This window comes from Nostoc sp. C96 (genome assembly GCF_059384975.1).
The window spans coordinates 6,019,823-6,040,281 of sequence record NZ_CM182020.1 but is presented as its reverse complement, the minus strand read 5'-3'; the positions used below and the strand labels follow the sequence as shown (position 1 = coordinate 6,040,281).

The 20,459-nt window shown below is 41.1% G+C and carries 20 protein-coding genes; 10 read left to right on the top strand and 10 right to left on the bottom strand.

Annotated elements, in window-relative coordinates; genetic code table 11:
* Nucleotides 1–119: 119 nt before the first annotated feature.
* Nucleotides 120–2,126, bottom strand: coding sequence for a DICT sensory domain-containing protein (locus AC504W_RS25770; RefSeq protein WP_494875067.1), 2,007 nt, complete (start codon nt 2,124–2,126; stop codon nt 120–122).
* Nucleotides 2,127–3,145: 1,019 nt separating this feature from the next.
* Between AC504W_RS25770 and AC504W_RS25765 the strand changes: the two genes are divergently transcribed.
* Entirely contained in the window at nt 3,146–5,437 is a 2,292-nt protein-coding gene (locus tag AC504W_RS25765) for an amylo-alpha-1,6-glucosidase (protein WP_494875066.1), read from the top strand.
* 68 nt (nt 5,438–5,505) lie between these two features.
* On the opposite strand, the gene AC504W_RS25760 is transcribed toward AC504W_RS25765, so the two are convergent.
* Both AC504W_RS25760 and AC504W_RS25755 read right to left on the bottom strand, forming a co-directional pair.
* Nucleotides 5,506–5,820: a DUF2973 domain-containing protein gene (locus AC504W_RS25760; RefSeq protein WP_494875065.1), complete on the bottom strand. Its 315-nt coding sequence runs from the start codon at nt 5,818–5,820 to the stop codon at nt 5,506–5,508.
* 261 nt (nt 5,821–6,081) lie between these two features.
* Nucleotides 6,082–6,399: a DUF2605 domain-containing protein gene (locus tag AC504W_RS25755; protein ID WP_096581177.1), complete on the bottom strand. Its 318-nt coding sequence runs from the start codon at nt 6,397–6,399 to the stop codon at nt 6,082–6,084.
* A gap of 361 nt (nt 6,400–6,760) precedes the next feature.
* Between AC504W_RS25755 and thrS the strand changes: the two genes are divergently transcribed.
* From thrS to AC504W_RS25720, 7 genes are all read left to right on the top strand, one after another.
* The gene (gene thrS / locus AC504W_RS25750) at nt 6,761–8,602 is read left to right on the top strand and encodes a threonine--tRNA ligase (RefSeq protein ID WP_494875064.1); all 1,842 of its coding nucleotides are present in this window, start codon (nt 6,761–6,763) and stop codon (nt 8,600–8,602) included.
* A 112-nt stretch (nt 8,603–8,714) separates the two neighbouring features.
* A complete protein-coding gene (gene arfB / locus AC504W_RS25745; protein ID WP_494875063.1) occupies nt 8,715–9,128 on the top strand; it encodes an alternative ribosome rescue aminoacyl-tRNA hydrolase ArfB in 414 nt (137 codons plus the stop codon).
* Between the two features lie 106 nt (nt 9,129–9,234).
* Nucleotides 9,235–9,471 carry a hypothetical protein gene (locus tag AC504W_RS25740; protein WP_494875062.1) on the top strand — a complete coding sequence of 79 codons (237 nt, stop codon included), beginning with the start codon at nt 9,235–9,237 and terminating at the stop codon, nt 9,469–9,471.
* Nucleotides 9,471–9,809, top strand: a complete 339-nt coding sequence (locus AC504W_RS25735) for a type II toxin-antitoxin system PemK/MazF family toxin (RefSeq protein ID WP_494875061.1) — start codon at nt 9,471–9,473, stop codon at nt 9,807–9,809. The genes AC504W_RS25740 and AC504W_RS25735 overlap by 1 nt, the downstream gene beginning before the upstream one ends.
* Before the next feature lie 95 nt (nt 9,810–9,904).
* Nucleotides 9,905–10,819, top strand: coding sequence for a homoserine kinase (thrB, locus tag AC504W_RS25730; RefSeq protein WP_494875060.1), 915 nt, complete (start codon nt 9,905–9,907; stop codon nt 10,817–10,819).
* A 25-nt stretch (nt 10,820–10,844) separates the two neighbouring features.
* Nucleotides 10,845–11,351 (top strand): hypothetical protein, encoded by a 507-nt coding sequence (locus AC504W_RS25725; RefSeq protein ID WP_494875059.1) that lies wholly within the window; start codon nt 10,845–10,847, stop codon nt 11,349–11,351.
* A gap of 301 nt (nt 11,352–11,652) precedes the next feature.
* A complete protein-coding gene (locus AC504W_RS25720) occupies nt 11,653–13,266 on the top strand; it encodes an NAD(P)H-quinone oxidoreductase subunit 4 (protein WP_494875058.1) in 1,614 nt (537 codons plus the stop codon).
* Between the two features lie 121 nt (nt 13,267–13,387).
* Here AC504W_RS25720 and AC504W_RS25715 read toward each other — a convergent pair whose 3' ends face one another.
* The 4 genes from AC504W_RS25715 to AC504W_RS25700 form a co-directional block, all read right to left on the bottom strand.
* Nucleotides 13,388–13,768 carry a DUF423 domain-containing protein gene (locus tag AC504W_RS25715; protein WP_494875057.1) on the bottom strand — a complete coding sequence of 127 codons (381 nt, stop codon included), beginning with the start codon at nt 13,766–13,768 and terminating at the stop codon, nt 13,388–13,390.
* A 21-nt stretch (nt 13,769–13,789) separates the two neighbouring features.
* Entirely contained in the window at nt 13,790–14,278 is a 489-nt protein-coding gene (locus tag AC504W_RS25710) for a hypothetical protein (RefSeq protein WP_494875056.1), read from the bottom strand.
* A 169-nt stretch (nt 14,279–14,447) separates the two neighbouring features.
* Nucleotides 14,448–15,086 carry a dTMP kinase gene (gene tmk, locus AC504W_RS25705; RefSeq protein ID WP_494875055.1) on the bottom strand — a complete coding sequence of 213 codons (639 nt, stop codon included), beginning with the start codon at nt 15,084–15,086 and terminating at the stop codon, nt 14,448–14,450.
* Nucleotides 15,087–15,164: 78 nt separating this feature from the next.
* Entirely contained in the window at nt 15,165–15,389 is a 225-nt protein-coding gene (locus AC504W_RS25700) for a hypothetical protein (protein ID WP_494875054.1), read from the bottom strand.
* A gap of 44 nt (nt 15,390–15,433) precedes the next feature.
* On the opposite strand from AC504W_RS25700, the gene AC504W_RS25695 reads away from it, so the two are divergent.
* Nucleotides 15,434–16,045 carry a pyridoxamine 5'-phosphate oxidase family protein gene (locus AC504W_RS25695; protein ID WP_494875053.1) on the top strand — a complete coding sequence of 204 codons (612 nt, stop codon included), beginning with the start codon at nt 15,434–15,436 and terminating at the stop codon, nt 16,043–16,045.
* A gap of 26 nt (nt 16,046–16,071) precedes the next feature.
* Here the strand turns inward: AC504W_RS25695 and AC504W_RS25690 are convergent, their stop codons facing one another.
* Both AC504W_RS25690 and AC504W_RS25685 read right to left on the bottom strand, forming a co-directional pair.
* A complete protein-coding gene (locus AC504W_RS25690; protein WP_494878767.1) occupies nt 16,072–16,896 on the bottom strand; it encodes a class I SAM-dependent methyltransferase in 825 nt (274 codons plus the stop codon).
* 70 nt (nt 16,897–16,966) lie between these two features.
* Complete coding sequence (locus tag AC504W_RS25685; RefSeq protein ID WP_494875052.1) at nt 16,967–17,764, bottom strand: alpha/beta fold hydrolase; 798 nt, start codon at nt 17,762–17,764, stop codon at nt 16,967–16,969.
* 454 nt (nt 17,765–18,218) lie between these two features.
* Between AC504W_RS25685 and AC504W_RS25680 the strand changes: the two genes are divergently transcribed.
* Nucleotides 18,219–19,121: a class I SAM-dependent methyltransferase gene (locus AC504W_RS25680; RefSeq protein WP_494875051.1), complete on the top strand. Its 903-nt coding sequence runs from the start codon at nt 18,219–18,221 to the stop codon at nt 19,119–19,121.
* Between the two features lie 10 nt (nt 19,122–19,131).
* On the opposite strand, the gene AC504W_RS25675 is transcribed toward AC504W_RS25680, so the two are convergent.
* Nucleotides 19,132–20,334, bottom strand: coding sequence for an MFS transporter (locus AC504W_RS25675; protein ID WP_494875050.1), 1,203 nt, complete (start codon nt 20,332–20,334; stop codon nt 19,132–19,134).
* Nucleotides 20,335–20,459 lie beyond the last annotated feature (125 nt).

Sequence of the window (20,459 nt, the reverse complement as noted above, 5' to 3'; positions counted from 1 at the left end):
GTAACACCGCCATTACGATCATATTGCGATCGCGTCATAGTCTGTAACAGTTGTTTGTCATTCGTCATTGGTTATTTGTTATTTTTCATAACTATTGAGAAATGACTATTGACAAATGACTATTTACTCTTCATCTTTGTCCGCTTCTCTTCCTGGCTACCCAAAACAATGGGAATAGTGAAATGAAACTGGCTACCTTGGTCTTTGCCTTTAGACTCTGCCCAAATTTCACCACCCCAACCATTGACAATTTGCCGACAAATTGCTAAACCCAAACCTGTACCGCCAGCGGTACGCCGTAGCGCCCCTTCTTCTTGATAAAAGCGGTCAAATACTACTTCCAAGCGATTTGGCTCAATACCGCGCCCTGTATCCGCCACAGTGACTTCCAGCATCTGAGTGGCATTTTGGATGGCATAAAGGGAAATTTCCCCCTCAGATGGCGTAAATTTGCAGGCGTTGTCGATGAGTTTTGCCAATACTTCCACTAACCAATCACCATCAGCTTTGACTAAGGGCAGGTTATCGGGAATTTCTGCCTTGATTTTGGGAGGATTTTCCATTGTGGGGCGGGTACGAATGCGGCTGAGTGCTAAATCCACACACTCTTGTAAAGTGAGTGATTCGGGGTGCCATTCCACACGGCCGCTTTCTAAGTTAGATAGAGTGAGAAAATCCTGGACTAGTTTCCGCATCCGTTCGGAATCGGTCAGGGCTGTATTTAACATTACCTGCTGTAATTCCAAGGGCATATCCGGTTCGCTGGCGAGGCTTTCTAAGCACACTTGAATGGTAGATAACGGGGTACGCAGTTCATGTCCGGTAATGGCGATTAAGTTGCTGCGGGTACGATCAAGGGCTTCTAGTTGTTGGTTGAGTTCTTCGAGGTTGGCGTAAGCTTCGGCTTGAATTAAAGCGGCTCCGATTTGGGTGGCGATCGCTTTGACCAAATCAAATTCCCCTGGTTGCCACTGGTGGGGTGGTACGCTGCAATAGTGTAATTCAACAATCCCTAGCAGTCGTCCCTGAGATAACACTGGTTCCATCAACCAAGAACGAATACTAAATTTTTTGGCAATTAAGGAAAGGGCTGTGGAAGTACTGATCCGCAAGTCGTTCAGGGTGTCAGCCACACAAACGCCCTCACCTTGCTGCACAACTTCCTGAAATAACAGATTATTATCTAAATCCCAGGTTTGCCCATAAACAGATAAAACGTCAGCCGTCAAAAATTCATGTTCAATCGTGGCTTGGGCTTCTGTAGCTTGAGCGCGGTAAATTAAACAACGACTTGCCCCTAAGTGTTGCCCTAATTCTTGGGCAGCGATTTGCAATACTTCATGGGGATCAAGCGATCGCCTAATTGCCGTACTAATAGAATTAATTAAACGTTCTTTGCGGGCTTGGGCAATAATTGAGCGATAAGCTTTGTGCAATTTATACTGACTAGCTTGCAAATAAGTTACCAATCGCTGCACAAATGGGTCTGTATCGATATCACAAGCAAATTCGGGTTGTCCGATTTGCGAATAAGTTCTTGGCTCCCCAATCCCAAATCGTTGGCGTGCCTCCTTGATTTTTTTTGCTAAGTCTGGTCGATAAACTATAATCCTGTCTAATAACAATTGTGCAGCTTTAATGCTGACTCCTCTCTCCGATGTCCAAACTCCCTCAAACCTGCGTGCTGTATCTATATCGAGGCCTGAACTAAACTCTGGTACTTGTTGATTTTTGGCAATGGAACCCAGGCTTTCTCGACATACCAAGCAAGTAGCATAATTATCAGCAATCACTACTAAGTGCCACTCTTGAGTTAAAGCATCATCTGGTTCAAAGGCAACTTTTTCATAGTATTCTGAGCTATTGGCAAAGTCCGTTTCTGGTGCAGATAAAACGTATATTTGATTACTGCGTTGTGCCAGTCTTTGATACCGATGAGCTTCTTGGCGATAAAAGCGCTCTCGTTGAAAGCTGGCAATTACCAAAGGCCTGTCTAAAGTTGCCGCCAAAACTTGATCTTCCATCGCGTGGGAGAGGGCGGTTAGTGAAGCTTTGAAATATAGCTGGGGCCGCAGGTAAGGAATGAACTGTAGCAGATCACTCAGCACGGAAGTCGAAATGCTCATGAATATTGTTTAAGGAGCCACTTTCACAGAAAAAATCCACGTCACAGCTGCATTGTACAAATTACAATGAACTCTCAAACTAGACCAGACCTTGCATTATGTAAAGAATCCTAAACAGCGCTGTTAAAAGCTAGTCGCAGCAATTTGTTTTCACTCCACGTTGCTAAAAGTCAAAACACTTTTTTTGTGTATTTTTCAGCTTTTACTCTTCAGATGGCAAGTTACTCTGCCTAACTGTCGGAGGAGTGTCTGTAGTTTTCTTGACAAATATCCCGGTCTAGAATGAAGGCAAGACCAATAACGGTTATCAATTCCGTGGGCATCTTAGCGTAGTTAGGCACGGACGTGGCATAGCCATACACTAAAGATGCTTTGGTCTTCACTGAAATGTTGTTTCTTGATCTACATTTTGCCCATTGGGATGATTTAAATCCTCAGCTACTACGCTCAATATACATTCTCGGTCAGATCTGCTCTTTCGTTAACTGAAAGTTTATCAAAACAGAAATCAGGAGTGGTATGGGCGAACGGACGTACCCTGCGGCAAGGGAAAGTCTAGGCTCTTACAGAATCCAAAATTGACTTTTGTGTTCATACGCCCAATAAATCTACTATTTAGTTTTGTTTCAACAGTAGCGTGTCTTTTTCCCAAGAGATTGATTCTGTACGGCAGTTGGCTCAAGTTTGCCCACGGGACTGCCTCTGCCTGAGTTCTGAGTTCTGTATTCTGATTCAATTCTGTAGCTTGGTCTTCAAAATAGAAGAAACAGCGAGTAAAGCGAGAGTATATACCAGGGTTGATTTAATATCAGTAAAAATCCTTTATTATCAGCCTTGACTTTCACCCAAGACAATATAAATTTATAAAGATTTGTTATGTAAATTTTGTCTCATAAGTTTTCCATAACGTCTTTTTTCCATTTCTGAGCAGTATTTTTTTGCTTGGATTTTACTGCTGTTGAATTCATCAAAGTTACTCTAATTACGACAACATAGCCCTGTATACGGAATTTTGGCTGATGACACCGGATTTGCTAATCACCCAAGAAAAAATTTCATTAGACGGAAAGACTTTTATTCCAGCAGAACAGTTACCTATGCCAGAGTGGCCTTGTGTTGTGAGTGAAAGACCACAACCAACGCTGACGGTAAAAGATGATGATTTATTCCTAGTTACAGATACGATAGGGAACATTTCTGGCTGTTCTCTGAATGAAGGCAACCCTAGTATGGGATTGTTTTGTTGTGATACGCGATTTCTCAACCGTCTGGAATTGCAAATTGAAGGGCGATCGCCTATACTCCTGGGCAGCACTGCGGAAAAAGGATTTTCTCTTTCTGTTTTGTGTACTAACCCCAGAATTGACAATCGCCTCAAAGCTGATAACATCGGGATTCGCCGCGAAATTGTCCTCAATGGCGCACTATTTGAAGAAATCGAAGTATCAAACTACAGCACCACTACTGTCAGTTTTGAACTCAGCATTAGCTTTGACGCAGATTTTGTCGATTTGTTTGAAGTGCGAGGTTATGGCCGAGATAATCGAGGTAAACTTCTCCGTTTAGTAGAACCCAAACCCGAAGATAGAACCACCTTGAATGGTGATAGTGGTGGTTCTGTATCACTTCATGCTGAGACCCACAAAGCCGAATTCTTAACATTAGCCTATCAAGGTCTGGATGGCTTAGTGATGGAGTCTCGTATCCAATTTCAGCATCGTCTACCAGATTACTTTAAAGGTTACACGGCCGTATGGCAGTTAGAGTTAGCAACTCATGAAACTCTCAAAATTGGCTACCGCATCAATTTGTTAACTAACAATACCTCTAGTTCTACTGTCAGTGCGGCTTTTACCCTAGGACAGGCCAAAGCCGCAGAATTGATGGAAGAACAAAATTGGGTGCAACAAATTACCCGCATTAGTTCAGATAAAAGTATCCTCAATCACATCATTGACCGCGCGGAACAAGATATGTACTTATTACGCCAGTCCTTTGGCAAGTACAAGACTGTTTCTGCTGGTGTACCTTGGTTTTCAACGTTGTTTGGTCGAGATTCCATCATTACGGCTTCCCAAACATTAATATTAAACTCTCAAATTGCTAAAGAAACCTTGCTGCTACTGGCAGCATACCAAGGTAAAACTGAAGATGAATGGCGCGAAGAAGAACCAGGGAAAATTCTCCACGAATTACGTTTGGGAGAAATGGCTCGTTGCCAAGAAATTCCCCATACACCTTACTACGGTACAGTTGATGCGACACCTTTATGGTTGATGTTGTATGGAGAATACTACATTTGGACTCATGACCACGAAACCTTAGAACAGCTTTGGCCGAATGCTATAGCTGCGATGGATTGGATTGATAGTCATCTGCAAGCAACTGGCTATCTGAGCTACTATCGTAAATCTAAACGTGGTTTAACGAATCAAGGTTGGAAAGATTCAGGTGATTGTATTGTTGATCGTAAGGGAGATTTGGCTAATGGGTCAATTGCCCTGTGTGAAGTCCAAGCTTACGTTTATTCTGCTAAGATTCGTCTAGCTGAAATTGCCAGAATGAAGAAGCGGCTTGATTTAGCAGACCGTTGGCAAGAAGAAGCCAGAAATCTCAAGATGCGTTTTAATCGTGACTTTTGGATAGAAGACCAAGATTTCTGCGCTTTGGCTTTGGATGGTGAAGGTAAACAGGTCGATAGTGTTACATCTAACCCCGGTCATTGTTTACAATTAGGCATCTTTACCCCCGAAAAAGCTTACAGTGTGGCAGAAAGGTTACGCGCACCAGATATGTTTAATGGTTGGGGGATTCGGACTTTAAGCAGTTTATCGCCTGCATATAATCCGATGGGTTATCACATTGGTTCGGTGTGGCCTCATGATAACTCTTTGATTGCGATGGGTTTGCGATCGCTCGGTTTAATCGATCAAGCCTTGGAACTTTTTCAAGGCATCTTCGATATGACGAGTCAGCAGCCATACCAACGTCCACCAGAACTTTTTTGCGGTTACGAACGCAATGGTGACAATGCCCCTGTACAATATCCTGTTGCTTGTTCACCGCAAGCTTGGGCTACTGGTAGTGTATTTCAATTGCTGCAAATGATCGTCAATTTAGTACCAGACGCACAAAATAACTGCTTACGAATTATCGACCCCGCTTTACCAGAGTCGATTAATCAGCTGTCATTTCACAATTTGCGAGTTGGCACGACAATTCTAGATTTAGAATTTGAGCGTTCTGGTAATACTACGGCTTGCCGCGTAGCTAAAAAACGTGGCAATCTCCGGGTAGTTATCGAAGCGTAATCTTTAATAATCAAGTATCAATGATGAAGTATAAAATCTTTCTTCTTAGAGACTTTATACTTTATCTACTATTTTTCGTGATTTTCACTCTTGTGTCCGGGAGAAGCTTCGTAAATAGCATCTAGCTGTTGTCTAGCATCTTCAACGTTAATTGAGCGCATAACTAACAGTGGTTCTTTAATAATATTGCCAGCGCTATCTAACAATTCTGGATGGGGGACTGATTTTTTGGCAGAAAGATAACCTTGATTACCTATTGCAGAAGATCTGACTGGATAATTTCGTTCTCGGTCAAAACTAAACATGACTAGATTGCGAATTAAATTAGCAACCGCGATACAAGCAAGAATCGTAAAAGCAAGAATGTAGAGTAGGTGCAACATAATATGGTTTTCCTCCAGGAGCAGCAAGTTTAAAAACCCTATACTGAAAAGCTTCGCTGATGCTAGGAATCTCAGCGGGTGTAAATGTTTAACGCACTTTTGGTGAGTTTATTATTGATTAATATTGGAAAAATTTATCAAAGGCTATTCAATTTACGGTAGCATAGGATACATTATTTGTTAATAAAAAATTTATTAAGGATTATATAGTATCTATGCGAATCTCGTCATATATCGCTAGAGGCAATTAGTCACTACACTTTAATTTTCTTTTTCTTGGTGGAAACGCATCGCTACCTTCCAGCATTCCGTAACCAATTGATGCCAAGGCATTAAAGTTGTCATATCAATTCCGACTTGTTGATTAGTGGCAGTAAATAGCATTTTTGCTGTATTTAATTCTGCTTGTGCTTGCTTGACTCGTAACAGCAGGTCAGATTGTTCTTGGTGACTCATAAATGAGAGTTGCTCAGTTTCTAAAAGGTTGCGCGATCGCGTAAACCAATATTGAAAGTCTTGTAACAAAGGCTCTAATACAGTTTTTAGCAACTCAGTCCCTGGTAAATTTGAGTCTTGCATAGATCTGAAGGATACTTCTATTTTTCTAATTAATATTAACGTTTTTTACAAAACTTAATATTATTGTATGCTATGTCTTTAGAAAAAAAGTTAAATAAATCTGTCGTTGTAGTTACAAAATTTAAATTTTAACAATCAAGACATAATACCTTTACCCTGGGAAGTTAAGGCTAAAGACTGTAGACAAGAGAAAATGCTATCTGCAAGCTAAGATCAAGTTTCATACTTCAGACTTCAGAGAATGCTAGAGTGCATCCAGTGCAGCTAAAAGTCTGTCAAGCTGAAAGATGACCAGATGTTATATTTGGGTAAGTTTTTCGGCACTTTAACGAATAAATTACTTTTTGCAATCACTTCGCCAATGGTTCAGCAGCCAATGTCGCCTAATCAAGATATACATCAAGCAGAACAACCAGAAAAAATTAAGCTACCCCGTACCAGCGAATCAGAGAATTTAAAAAAGATTCGCCATACAACTTCTCATGTGATGGCAATGGCAGTGCAGAAGCTGTTTCCCAAGGCGCAAGTTACAATTGGCCCCTGGATAGAAAATGGATTTTATTACGACTTCGACAGTCCAGAGCCATTTACTGACAAAGACCTCAAAGCCATTCAAAAAGAGATGGCGAAGATTATCAATCGCAAATTGCCAGTAACTAGAGAAGAAGTCAGTCGGGAAGAAGCCGAACGCCGCATTAAAGAAATCAACGAACCTTATAAGTTAGAAATTCTGGCAGATTTAAAAGAACCCATCACTATTTATCACTTGGGTGATCAATGGTGGGATTTGTGCGCTGGGCCTCATGTCGAAAATACCAAAGATTTGAACCCCAAAGCCATTGATTTAGAAAGTGTTGCGGGTGCATATTGGCGCGGAGATGAAACCAAAGCGCAACTACAGCGTATTTACGGTACTGCGTGGGAAAGTCCAGAACAACTAGCTGAGTACAAACGCCGCAAAGAAGAAGCACTGCGTCGTGACCACCGCAAACTCGGCAAAGAACTGGGATTATTTATCTTTTCTGACTTAGTTGGGCCGGGTTTACCTTTGTGGACTCCCAAAGGTACTTTATTGCGTAATATTTTAGAAGACTTCCTCAAGCAGGAACAACTAAAACGTGGCTATTTGCCTGTAGTCACTCCCCATATTGCCAGAGTGGATTTATTTAAAACCTCCGGCCACTGGCAAAAATATAAGGAAGATATGTTCCCCTTGATGGCCGAGGATGAAGCCGCCGCCGCACTTGAGCAAGGCTTTGTCATGAAGCCGATGAACTGTCCCTTCCACATCCAAATATATAAGAGTGAATTGCGTTCCTATCGGGAACTACCTATGCGCTTGGCAGAATTTGGCACTGTTTACCGCTATGAACAATCAGGAGAATTAGGTGGTTTAACTAGAGTGCGCGGCTTTACTGTGGATGACTCCCACTTGTTTGTCACTCCAGAACAGCTAGACAGCGAATTCCTCAATGTAGTGGATTTGATTTTGTCGGTGTTCAAGAGTCTGCAATTGAAGAACTTCAAAGCTAGACTCAGTTTCCGCGACCCTGCAAGTGATAAATATATCGGTTCTGATGAAGCTTGGGAAAAAGCTCAAGGTGCGATTCGCCGCGCTGTGGAACAGCTAGGAATGGATCATTTTGAAGGTATTGGCGAAGCGGCATTTTACGGGCCAAAACTCGACTTTATCTTCCAAGATGCGTTGGAAAGAGAATGGCAATTAGGAACTGTGCAAGTTGACTACAACTTACCAGAACGCTTTGATTTAGAATACGTCGCTGAAGATGGTTCCCGCAAGCGTCCGGTAATGATTCACCGTGCGCCTTTTGGTTCTCTAGAACGGCTGATTGGCATATTAATTGAAGAGTATGCAGGTGATTTCCCCTTGTGGTTAGCACCTGTGCAGATTCGCTTGCTATCTGTGAGTGATGCACAGCTAGATTTTGCGAAAGCTGTAGTAGCGAAAATGCTGACTTTGGGTATCCGTGCCGAAGTTGACACCAGTGGCGATCGCTTGGGTAAATTAATCCGCAACGCCGAGAAAGATAAAATACCAGTAATGGCAGTGGTAGGTGCAAAAGAAGTTGAAACCAACTCTTTAAGCATCCGTACCCGCGCTTCGGGAGAATTAGGTGCAATTTCTGTAGATGAAGTGATACAGAAATTGCAAGATGCGATCGCTAATTTCGATAACTTCTAACAATTACAAGCCTGGGTGTTACCCAGACTTGTAAACGAAACTGTATTAATTAAAAGGTGATTCGCTCAATTGATAAATATAGCGATCACGCCTAATAAGCTATATATAAGTTATGCTGCAAATTAAGAATAAAATTATCATCCCCGATAGCGAACTCGAAATTAGCGCGATTCGTTCTCAAGGAGCAGGGGGTCAAAATGTCAATAAGGTTGCTACAGCTATCCACTTACGCTTTGACATTGAAGGTTCATCACTACCCGCTTTCTATAAACAGCAACTTCTCAAACTAAACGATCAACGCATAACTCAAGATGGAGTTGTTGTCATCAAGGCTCAAGAACACCGTAGCCAAGAGCAAAACCGGGAAGAAGCTTTGCAACGACTCAAGCAACTCATACTCAGCGCAGTCGTATTGCCCGAAATACGCAAACCAACCAAACCTACTCGCAATTCTCAAAAAAAACGTCTTGACAGTAAAACTAAGCACGGACAAATTAAGTCCTTGAGAAGGCAGATTATTGATTAAAATTTGATGCAACTAAGAGGCTTCTCTATGGCAACTTGAGATGAATTTCTCTTGCGATTTTGGTATAACTAAAGTATAACTATAGGCGATTACAGTCAAAAAACCTATGAAAACTGCTATTTCGCTACCAGATTCAGTTTTTGAAGAAGCAGAAGCACTTGCTGCACAGTTAGGAATATCACGCAGTGAACTTTATACAAAAGCGTTGCAAGCGTATCTGCAAAAGCACAACCGGAATCAAATTCTGAACAAGCTGAACCAAGTTTATTCTCAAGAATCTGCTGAACTAGATTCAGTGTTGGCACAGATGCAATTTATGTCGCTGCCTCAAGAGGATTGGTAATGTATCGGGGTGAAATTTGGTGGGCGAACCTACCTGATCCTGTTGCTTCTGAGCCTGGTTATCGTCGTCCTGTGTTGATAATTCAAGATGATACATTTAATCAAAGCCGGATCAGTACAGTCATAGTTGCTGTTATCACCTCAAATATTCAATTGGCAGCAGCCCCAGGAAATGTATTGTTATCGCGTGAAGCATCAGGCTTACCCAGAGATTCTGTTGTTAATGTATGTCAACTCTTGACTATCGACAAAAGCTTTTTGGTTGAACGAGTTGGAGCATTACCAGACTACTTGCAAGAGGAAGTAGACGAAGGACTAAGAACAATTTTATACCTATAGCCAAGCTTAAAATGCTCGGTTGAGTGCCATAAGTATTGAACAAATCAACCAGTTACATGGGATGCTGGTTGATTGGTTAGGTGAGTTATTTGCAGATGTCTGTTATTTCTTCTGTTACAGTTAATGTCCCTGCTACAACAGCTAATTTGGGGCCGGGTTTTGATTGCATCGGCGCAGCTTTGACGCTTTGTAACCAGTTTAGGTTTACACGCTTAGACGAAGGTGGTTTAACTATTCATGTCACGGGTGCAGAAGCTGAACGAGTGCAAACTGATGAGAGTAATTTACTTTATCAGGCGTTTTTGAAGTTATATCAATATATAGATAAAACACCGCCACCTGTGAAAATTGAGATTGGTTTGGGTGTTCCACTGGCGCGGGGTTTAGGTAGTTCAGCGACGGCAATCGTTGGTGGTTTGGTGGCGGCGAATCAACTTGCGGGTGAACCTCTATCTCAAGTGCAGGTGATGGAAATTGCGATCGCAATGGAAGGACACCCTGATAATGTAGTTCCAGCATTAATCGGTGGATGTCGTCTAGCGGCTACTAGTGAAGCTGGTTGGGAAATTTGTGATGTTCTTTGGCATGAAAGTATTGTGCCTGTTGTGGCGATTCCCAATTTTGAGTTGTCTACCTCAGAAGCACGGCGTGTTTTACCCACTGAGTTTAGTCGGGCAGATGCAATTTTCAATACTGCTCATTTAGGATTATTGTTACGTGGTTTAGAAACTGGTAAGGGAGAATGGTTAAAGGCAGCTTTGCAAGATAAGTTGCATCAGCCTTACCGTAAAGCTTTAATTCCTGGTTACGATGCGGTGAATACGGCGGCGGTGGCTGCTGGTGCATTCGGTATGGTGATTAGTGGTGCAGGGCCGACGCTGTTGGCTTTAGCGGATGTGGCACATTCTCAAGCTGTAGAGTTGGCAATGGCTTCAGCTTGGAAAACCGCAGGTATTGATGCTGTTGTGCGATCGCTTGCTTTAGACACCCAAGGCGCAACCATTTTATAAAACTCTTTTACTCAGCACTTTAACTATGGATCAGATTCAGTCCGAGATAGCAGTACTCAAGTCTCACATTCAAGTTCTTCAGCAAGAACGCGCTGCTCTGACTATTAATAATGAGATATCTGGCGATAATACACCTTCAGCAATTATTGAAGCTTACCGCCGCAAAGCTAGAGAAAATGCTCAACTGTCAGTGGAACTCAAAGGTATAGATGATGCGATCGCTGCTTTGACAAGCCAGATACAACACAAACAAACCCAATTAACTCGTTGGCAAGTTGAATCAAACGAACTGACGATACAGCAGCAACTGGAAGAAGCGAAAAAAGTAGCACAGGTTCATGCCGAACGCGTTAACGAACTAGCAGCAGAATTAGCCAGCGAAATCCGCCAGTTAAAAGCGACTGCTGATTATCTCAGTCCTTTATATTGGCAGGTTTATTACAAACCTTTCATTACCGGATTCAAGACAATCTCTGTTCCCTATGTTCGTTCTGATGGGGAAGTTTGGACAATTGTCAACCGTATTGTTTAGGATTAAACCCAAAATCTTTAGGGTAACATCCCTGCTTCAACTTACTTTTAGTTAAGGAATGTAACGGCGGCTGATGCCGCCGTTTTTGTTGACGTTACAAAAATTTATACCTAGAATGGACTAGCCATGAAATTGGATAAGTATTTATTCCTGTTTATGGTCAAAATCGCAGAATTGATGAGTATATATTCTCATCGATAACCAAAATTTAATTTTCTGGAGATAAATAACGTTTACAAAAGTAACGATTCCTTAATATAATGTAATTAAAAGCGAAAACAAAAAACGATTGTCAGAAGTGATGAATGCTATGGAATTTCCTTGGCTAACTGCCATAATTGCTTTGCCCTTGGTGGCTGCCCTAGCCATCCCCATAATTCCAGATAAAGAAGGAAAAACAGTCCGCTGGTATGGTTTAGGAGTTGCGATCGCGGATTTTGCCTTAATGATTTATGCTTTCTGGCATAACTACGATTTTCAAAGCTCAACTTACCAATTCGTCGAAAAATACTCTTGGGTTCCACAAATCGGTTTAAATTGGTCTGTAGCAGTTGATGGCTTATCGATGCCCCTCATCTTGTTAACAGGCTTAATCAACACATTAGCAATCTTCGCGGCTTGGAAAGTAACCAACAAGCCGCGATTGTTTTATGGGTTGATGTTGGTGATGTACAGCGCCCAGTTGGGTGTATTTCTAGCCCAAGACTTGCTATTGTTCTTCCTCATGTGGGAAATCGAGCTAGTTCCCGTCTACTTGCTGATTTCTATCTGGGGTGGTGCAAAACGTCGTTACGCTGCTACCAAATTTATTTTATATACTGCTGCTGCTTCAATATTTATTCTTGTAGCTGGTTTTGCGATGGCATTCTATGGAGATACCGTCACCTTCGACATGGCATCTCTAGGAATGAAACAATATCCTAAAGCCTTGGAATTATTAGTTTATGCAGGTTTATTGATTGCCTTCGGTGTGAAGTTACCAATCTTCCCCTTGCACACTTGGCTACCTGATGCTCATGGTGAAGCATCTGCACCTGGTTCCATGATTTTGGCTGGTGTGTTGTTGAAGATGGGTGGTTATGCCCTAATTCGCTTCAACATTGAAATGTTGCCTAATGCTCATGTTTACTTCGCTCCAGTTTTAGCAATCTTGGGTGTAGTCAACATTGTTTATGGTGCTTGTTGCGCCTTTGCTCAAACCAACCTCAAACGCCGCTTGGCTTACTCTTCAATTGCCCACATGGGGTTTGTGCTGATTGGTTTAGCTTCTTATACAGAAATTGGTATCAGCGGAGCCATGTTACAGATGGTTTCCCACGGTTTGATTGCTGCTAGTTTATTCTTCCTGTCTGGTGTAACTTACGAACGCACCCACACCTTGATGATGGATAAAATGGGTGGCATTGGTAAGGTAATGCCTAGAACCTTCGCACTGTATACTGCTGGTGCAATGGCTTCTCTCGCCTTACCAGGAATGAGTGGCTTCGTTGGCGAATTGATGGTGTTCCTGGGTATTGCTACCAGTGATGTTTACAGTTCCAGCTTCAAGATTGTAGTTGTGCTACTGTCAGCAGTCGGTGTGATTTTGACACCAATTTACTTACTGTCTATGCTCCGCCAAGTATTCTACGGCAAACAAAGTGAAGAGTTACATTTAGATGCTGTAGTTGCTGATGTTAAACCTCGTGAATTGTTCATCACTGCTTGTCTGCTACTTCCCATCATCGGTATCGGGTTCTATCCCAAACTAGTAACGCAGACTTATGATGTAAAAACAGTAGAAGTAGCTACTCACGCGCGTCAAGTCTTACCAGTTGTGGCTCGTCAACAGCCCACAAGTCTGTACTCCCAAATTTTTACAGCGCCAACCTTGGCTAATGCTCCAGTTGAAAGTTTAGTTAATATTTCAAAGTAAGATTACATCCTAATCAGGGTGCTAAAAATAAATTTTAATTAGAGGGGAATATGGGGGTGATTATCAAATCACCCCTTAAATTTTGGCTAAAAATACTCTACAATTCCCCGCGTCAAAAAATTTAAAACTTTAAATTCCCAGCAGCAACAGCTAAGGCACCCCAAGCAGCAATCAAGGCGACACCTCCTAATGGAGTAATTGCGCCTAAATATTTAATACTAGTTAAGCTCAAGGCGTATAAACTGCCTGAGAAAATAGCAATGCCAATAATAAATAGCCATCCACTAGCAATTAAAGTAGTTGGAGGTGATTCGAGGCGACTGATGAGGAGAGCAACTACTAAAAGTGCTAGAGCATGATACATTTGGTAGCGAGCGCCAGTTTCAAAAATTAACAGCGATCGCTCACTAATATGCTCTCGTAAAGCATGGGAAGCAAAAGCCCCAGCCGCAACTGACAAACCACCTAAAACGGCAGCTACACTCAAAAAAATCTGCGTCATGAGACTTACTTATCAACAGATTTAGACATCAAAATGATATGATACAGCCCCTTCTTCATTGACTTTAAAATTTGCATTGAATTCTTTAGCTTTTTCGTCTAAAAATTCCCGCGCAATAGATGCTGGTAGTTGTGACTGCATTGCAAAGCCTAAGACGGTAACTCTGCCATGATTTTCTTGTAACATTTGATAGAAAATTGATTGTAAGCGATCGCTTACTTGTTGCTGAAGTACTTTTTGTTCACTCTTACTACGACGGTATAAAGATAAACTCAACCAACCACCCAAAACCATTGTCGGTACACCAAAAATAAAACTTTGGCTGGCGGTAGTATCCAGCATATAAAGAGCTTCTTTATTCACAAAATCCTTACCGGAATCTGTATCATCCCCTGATGGAATTGGCTTGAGCATAGTATTTCTTTCACTTACCGCAGAGACAGATAGTGTCAAAAACATGAATCCGAGTGTCAGTAGCCAACCCGCAGCCAATTTTTCAGCAGTCTTCATAACTCGATTTTAAATTGAGGCTTTGCTTGTGATTTTAACCGCACTTTCATCAACGTTCCAGTTTATCAGGGCTTACACACAAAAATTGTCTGTTGAGATGGGGTGTAGGGGTATAAGGAATACCTACACCCTTCCCTAAACCCTTGATTTTTCTTTTTTTGCGTAAGTTTTACACAGATTGAACTTGCAGGCGATCGCGTAAAATTTCTTGAATTAAACTATGTACAGTTTCTTTGCTTAAACTACCATCTACTCGCACAATGCGGGATGGGTGCGCCGCAGCTAACTGGCTATATCCTTGTTGAACACGGTGATGAAAGGCGATGGTTTCTTGTTCAATGCGGTCTAAACCTGCTGCGTCTTTGCGTTTGCGGCTGAGTCCCACTTCAACATCCACATCTAACCAAATAGTCAAATCACTTGTTAAGCCAGATGTTGCAATGTAGTTGAGTTGTTCAATTAAACTCATATTCAAACCCCGACCGTAACCTTGATAGGCAACAGTAGAATCAGTGTAGCGATCGCATAATATATATTTTCCTACTGCTAAGTTGGGCTTAAGTTCTTGTTCAACGTGTTGGGCGCGGTCAGCCGCATATAATAAAAGTTCAGTCACATCTGCAACTGGTTTATCTTCAGACTTCTCCAGCAATAAACGCCGCAAATGCGAACCTAACTCTGTTCCCCCTGGTTCACGAGTAACAACTACCGAAATTCCCAAACTTTCTAACCACTGACCACAAAGCTGCATTTGTGTTGTTTTGCCGCAGCCTTCCACCCCTTCAAATACAATTAATTTGCCACTCATGCTGGTTTACTTATGTCCTTTGTCCTGCGTCACTGGTAAGATTTAATTACGAATTTGTATTAGTTATTTTGGCAATTTTTAGATAACGCCCATAAAAAGAGCAAGATCATTCAACCCCTGAAACAGAATGAATGAACCTTGAATTGCGATCGCAGCATTTTCCCCTCTATATTTAACTAGTTCTTCATCCATACCATCTTCGATTAAAACGGTGGCGATCGCATCAATCCAGGTATGAAACAACGCTTCAGAGTTATTGTGCAACTCATCACCCACTGAACCTAGTAAAAAATTGCCGAGCAAAAGGTTTCCTGTCCACTCTCATAAAATTCACTTAGGAGTGCATTATGCCACGCAAGTTTGGAGAAATTGCTTTTACACCTGAAGTTCAAGCCGCGCAGTTACAACGGGGTTCACGGCAAACCTATGAACGCTATATTGCTAATGGCCCTGCTAACGATTCAATTACTCCACAAATTGCGGAATTTATTGCTCATCTTGATGGATTTTATTTGGGAACAGTTAGTTCTAATGGCTATCCTTACATTCAGTTTCGCGGTGGAGCGCCAGGCTTTCTCAGAGTACTGAATGAAAAAACTTTGGGTTTTGCTGACTTTTCTGGAAATGTGCAGTACATCACAGTGGGTAATTTATCAGGAGAAGCAAAAGCATTTCTGTTCTTAATGGATTACCGTCATCGCAAACGTCTTAAAGTTTGGGGAACAGCTGAATATATTGAAGGTGATGCAGCTTTAATTGAGCAACTGCGTATCCCTAACTACCCAGCAGAAATTGAAAGAGTAATTTTGTTTCATGTTGAAGCTGTGAGTGAGAATTGTCCCCAGCACATTCCCATTCGCTATTCAGTGAATGAGGTAGAAGCAATGATGACTCCTTTAAAAGCGCGAATTACGGAGTTAGAGAAATTGTTAAGCGATCGCAATTCTCCATCAGTCTGATAGCAAAAACCAAGCTAAACGCAATTTTAATTTTTTTTGCCAATATGAAAAGCTGAGATATATGAAAGTTGTAGACTTCCACCAAAGTCATTATTTATTATTTGACTTAATTCAGCAAATAAGATTTTTTTGGTGTCTGCATCTAATTGTATATATGGTGAATAGGTATTGAGTAGGGTTAAATATTCATCGGTACTATACACTACATCAGAAGTAACTTGCCCAAATTGTATATCTTTAAATTTCCCTGAATCAATCACTATACTCCCGAATCCCTTGAATATTTCTTGTTGAGTTTCCCAACTTTCATAACGGTCAAGAGATGGAGCGTGTTTTTGATAAACTTCAGATAATCTTTGGTAAACTGCATAACTAGGTTGTAATTCTTTATTCCAAAATAAAAGTAAATGACCATTATCTTTTAAAATATTTGCAGCCTTGGGATATCCTACTTCTGCTGGTATCCAGTGAAAGGAACTTGCAGCTAAAACAGCATCAAACTGCTCAGGTTGTAAATTCCATTCTTCAAAAGATGAGTTTTGAATTTCCACATTTGGATAAAGTTGACAATTTTGTTTAGCTAACTCAAAAAAATCTGGATTTGGTTCTAAACAGAGCATTGAATAACCTAATTGAGCAAATGAAGTTGTTGCTGTTCCAGGGCCACATCCTACTTCTAAAATTTTGGCATCTGGAGATAATTGAGCAGCCTTAATAACTTGTTCAATAAAATTTTGTGGATAGCGCGGTCTGGCTTTGTTATAAGCTGCTGCTGCTGGAGAATACCAGTTTTTTCGTACTTCCAGGTCTTTATTTGAAAAACTGGCTATTGTTTGTTTGAAGTTTTCCATAGTTCCCACTAATAGTAATAATACAATCAGCAATTTAAATTATTCAGTATATAATAATAAATTCAACTAATTACTGAAATTTTCCTAAAAACTTCAGTATAGCTTGAGTAACTACTTCTGTTGATTCAATTAAAAAACCATGACCGCCATCTTCAATTACTTGCAGTTCAGCTAAAGGAATATTTTGAGCAAGTTTTTGAGAAAATGTTACGGGAGTGAGTATATCTTGTTTACCGACCATAACTAAAGTTGGACAATGAATATTTTGCATTCTATCGGTTGTGTCATGGTTAATAATTGCTCGGCTTTGATGGTAGATTCCATTTGCTGTAGGCGTAAAAGGATAGTTAATTACCCATTCAATTAGTTGGTCTACTATTTCTGGTATAGCATAAAAATTATCAGTAAATATCCAAGGTAATATGAGTTTCTCATATAGTTTTAAGTCTATTTTTGTAGCAACATCACCCCAGCTTTCAACTAGTTGATTAAATCGCTCATTACCTTTAGCTAAAGAAGCAAGTAAAACTAAACTCTTAGCTTTTTCAGGATACAGCAATGCTAATTCTTGGGCAATTTGACCACCCATTGAATGACCTATGATGTGTGCTTGCTTTATACCCAGAACATCCAGTAGTGCTGAGGTATCTGTCGCCATTTGCTGAGTGCTATAAGGGCTGTTGGGAATAGAACTTTGCCCAATACCTCGATTATCAAAACGAATAACTTGATAGTGCGAAACTAAATGTGGTAATAATAGCGACCAATAAGAGCGATCGCACATAAAACCAGCAATCAATAACAAAGGTTCGCCACTACCTTTAACTTCGTAAAATATGTCAATTTCGTTAACGTGAACTTTGGGCATTACTAATTCATCATAATCTGGTTTACAGCAGCTTCAAAAACTTGAAATCTGCTTTAAGTTATTTTCCCAGATAATTGCATCTGATGAAATTGCAAATTTTCTAATCTTCACGAATTTACACGCATTAACCCAAAAAATGTATAAGATTTAGCATCAAATTAAAACACGTACTTTTCCTCAACTTTGTTTAGTTTTGAAAATCCTCAATCTTAAATTTATGAACCTTCCGCAGAAATAATGAAAACTGGGAATTACGAGATTTTACGGAAGACTTACGTAGAAAAAACAGGCTAGTTTAAGTGAAAAGAAGTAAGTAATATCAACAACTTAAAATTCAGCGTTCAGCCCAGGTAAATCAGATTGTGCAGAATACAAAAACTACAGATCAATAAATAGATCGGCTAAGTTTTTGCTTACTAATTTTCCCAGTTTATTAATCAAAAAGGAGGTAATAGTGATCAAAGCTGTTGAATATTCCACCCTCAAACCTTACCTGGCATCTCATATTAATGCTGACTTAGATGCACAAAGCATTTTAACTTATCCCATCTCCCAAAAAACCTTAGCAATTGAAGCCAATAGCTATTATTTTGGGCATCCAGAATGGGCAAAAAACTACTTTGAAGCTTGTCATCGTAACGATATATTTAAGTCTCGCTGGCAAGCAGCTACAGGTAGTTGGGATAACAAAATTGTGGTAGACATCGGTTGTGGCCCTGGTAATCTCTTTGCCACACTAGGAGGAAAGCCGAAATTACTAATTGGTGTAGATGTGAGTTATGGCGGGCTGGAAATGGCGCAAAGTCTTGGCTATACACCTGTATTAGCAGATGCTCACAATCTTCCTTTTATTTCTGGTTTTGCTGATATTGTGGCGGTCAATGCGACATTACATCATTGTGATCAAATGGATGTAGTTTTAGCAGAAGCAGCACGTTTAGTTCGTCCTGGTGGGATATTAATCACAGATCACGACCCTCATCGCAGTGCTTGGAATTTCCAAGGGTTAGGGATGTGGTTATGGCAGTTGCGTCTGGGACTTTATCGGCTAATTAAACGAGGTGGACACGCTTCAGCCGCAGAACAAAGTTGGGGATTAGCAACTGAGGTTCATCATCGACCGGGAGATGGAGTCACATCAGAACTTTTTCACACTATTCTGGAGCCACTCGGTTTTAGTGTGAAAACTTATCCTCACAACCATCAGCTGGGTACAGAAACTTTTCAAGGTAATTATGGCCAGTCTGAATTGAAGTATCGCTTTGCTCAATTATTGTCAGGGATTAATCCTAATTCATCACAAGCAGCCCTATCGTTGATGTGTGTTGCGACGCGACATACTGAGTCGAAATACTAATCCCTAGTCTCTAACCTCTAGCCGCTTCTTCTTGTTTGCCTTTTTTAAATAACCAAGTTGCGAGTATGGCAAGGGTAATTCCGGCAATTATAAAACAAGGTACATAGCCAAAATTATCTACCACTCTCCCAAATACGGCTGCACCAATTCCCTGACCAATAAATAAGTTAAAAGCAAATAACGATACTGCTGTACCCCGCGCTTCTGGTGTAAGTTCGGTGGCTTGGGTTTGCAGGGTGCTGTGCATCATATAAAAAGCCAATCCCATCAGGGTGCTAAAGGGAATAAATAATAACCAATTGTGCAGTAATGCGATCGCTAAAAAGCAAACGCACATTAACCAGCCACCAACTCCCATCAGTCCAATTTCACCTAGCCGCTGCACTAACCACTTAACGCTGCGGCTATAAATTAATCCACCCAAACCAAAACTACTTAACATAAACCCAATGGTTACATAAGGTAAGCCGTATCTATCGCGGAGAAATGCACCAATGTAGGCAAATGCGCCCATCAAGCAAAAGCCTTCAATAAATACCGCGATAATCACCGTTCGGGCAGTTGGTTGAGTTAGTAATTGGTAATATGGCTTAAATGTTGCCAGACTGAATCGCTCTGTAGAACGATTTCCATCTTTAAAATGACGCGTTCCCCGCCATAGTAACCCAGCGATCGCTAAAGAAACAATCCCGAATAATAAAAAGATATCGCGCCAGCTAATATACTCGCCAAATATCCCGCCCAAACTACCACCAAGAATTTGACCTAGTACCAGCGCACTCAAATATTTACCAATGGCGGCTTGACGTTCTGTATATGGGAAATTGTCACCGATATAAGCTAATGTTACAGGAATAATCCCGGCGGCAAACATCCCTGTAAGAAACCGCAGTAAGGTAAGTAAGGCAATATTCGAGACAAACGCACAAAGGGCTGTACCTACGGCAAAGGCTGTTAAGGCGGCGGTAATCACTTTTAATTTACCGATGCGATCGCCCAACGGGCCGTAAACTAACTGAAATAATCCATAGGGAATTGTATACGCTGAGACAATTACCGCCGCACTACCAACACCAACATTAAATTCGTTAGCAATAATATGCAGTAATGGATCAATCACCCGCACATCGGCAATCACCATAAAAGCAGCCGCACCCAACAGTCCTAAAGAGACAGGTGTCTTACCTGTTTGCCCTATTGCTAACCTACCCACTTAGTTCTCCTGTGTAAAAAGTGCTGGGTAAAGTGAGTTAGATAAACCTCTCCACACCTCTAGCCGATTCGGGTAGAGGTGTGGAGAGGGGTTTTTCAATCCTTCGCACTTACATTAATGTTGTA

Bases quoted from the DNA above. Each gene is read 5' to 3' on its own strand.
- AC504W_RS25770 (WP_494875067.1), bottom strand. From the start codon at position 2,126: ATGAGCATTTCGACTTCCGTGCTGAGTGATCTGCTACAGTTCATTCCT.
- AC504W_RS25765 (WP_494875066.1), top strand. From the start codon at position 3,146: ATGACACCGGATTTGCTAATCACCCAAGAAAAAATTTCATTAGACGGA.
- AC504W_RS25760 (WP_494875065.1), bottom strand. From the start codon at position 5,820: ATGTTGCACCTACTCTACATTCTTGCTTTTACGATTCTTGCTTGTATC.
- AC504W_RS25755 (WP_096581177.1), bottom strand. From the start codon at position 6,399: ATGCAAGACTCAAATTTACCAGGGACTGAGTTGCTAAAAACTGTATTA.
- thrS (WP_494875064.1), top strand. From the start codon at position 6,761: ATGGTTCAGCAGCCAATGTCGCCTAATCAAGATATACATCAAGCAGAA.
- arfB (WP_494875063.1), top strand. From the start codon at position 8,715: ATGCTGCAAATTAAGAATAAAATTATCATCCCCGATAGCGAACTCGAA.
- AC504W_RS25740 (WP_494875062.1), top strand. From the start codon at position 9,235: ATGAAAACTGCTATTTCGCTACCAGATTCAGTTTTTGAAGAAGCAGAA.
- AC504W_RS25735 (WP_494875061.1), top strand. From the start codon at position 9,471: ATGTATCGGGGTGAAATTTGGTGGGCGAACCTACCTGATCCTGTTGCT.
- thrB (WP_494875060.1), top strand. From the start codon at position 9,905: ATGTCTGTTATTTCTTCTGTTACAGTTAATGTCCCTGCTACAACAGCT.
- AC504W_RS25725 (WP_494875059.1), top strand. From the start codon at position 10,845: ATGGATCAGATTCAGTCCGAGATAGCAGTACTCAAGTCTCACATTCAA.
- AC504W_RS25720 (WP_494875058.1), top strand. From the start codon at position 11,653: ATGAATGCTATGGAATTTCCTTGGCTAACTGCCATAATTGCTTTGCCC.
- AC504W_RS25715 (WP_494875057.1), bottom strand. From the start codon at position 13,768: ATGACGCAGATTTTTTTGAGTGTAGCTGCCGTTTTAGGTGGTTTGTCA.
- AC504W_RS25710 (WP_494875056.1), bottom strand. From the start codon at position 14,278: ATGAAGACTGCTGAAAAATTGGCTGCGGGTTGGCTACTGACACTCGGA.
- tmk (WP_494875055.1), bottom strand. From the start codon at position 15,086: ATGAGTGGCAAATTAATTGTATTTGAAGGGGTGGAAGGCTGCGGCAAA.
- AC504W_RS25695 (WP_494875053.1), top strand. From the start codon at position 15,434: ATGCCACGCAAGTTTGGAGAAATTGCTTTTACACCTGAAGTTCAAGCC.
- AC504W_RS25690 (WP_494878767.1), bottom strand. From the start codon at position 16,896: ATGGAAAACTTCAAACAAACAATAGCCAGTTTTTCAAATAAAGACCTG.
- AC504W_RS25685 (WP_494875052.1), bottom strand. From the start codon at position 17,764: ATGCCCAAAGTTCACGTTAACGAAATTGACATATTTTACGAAGTTAAA.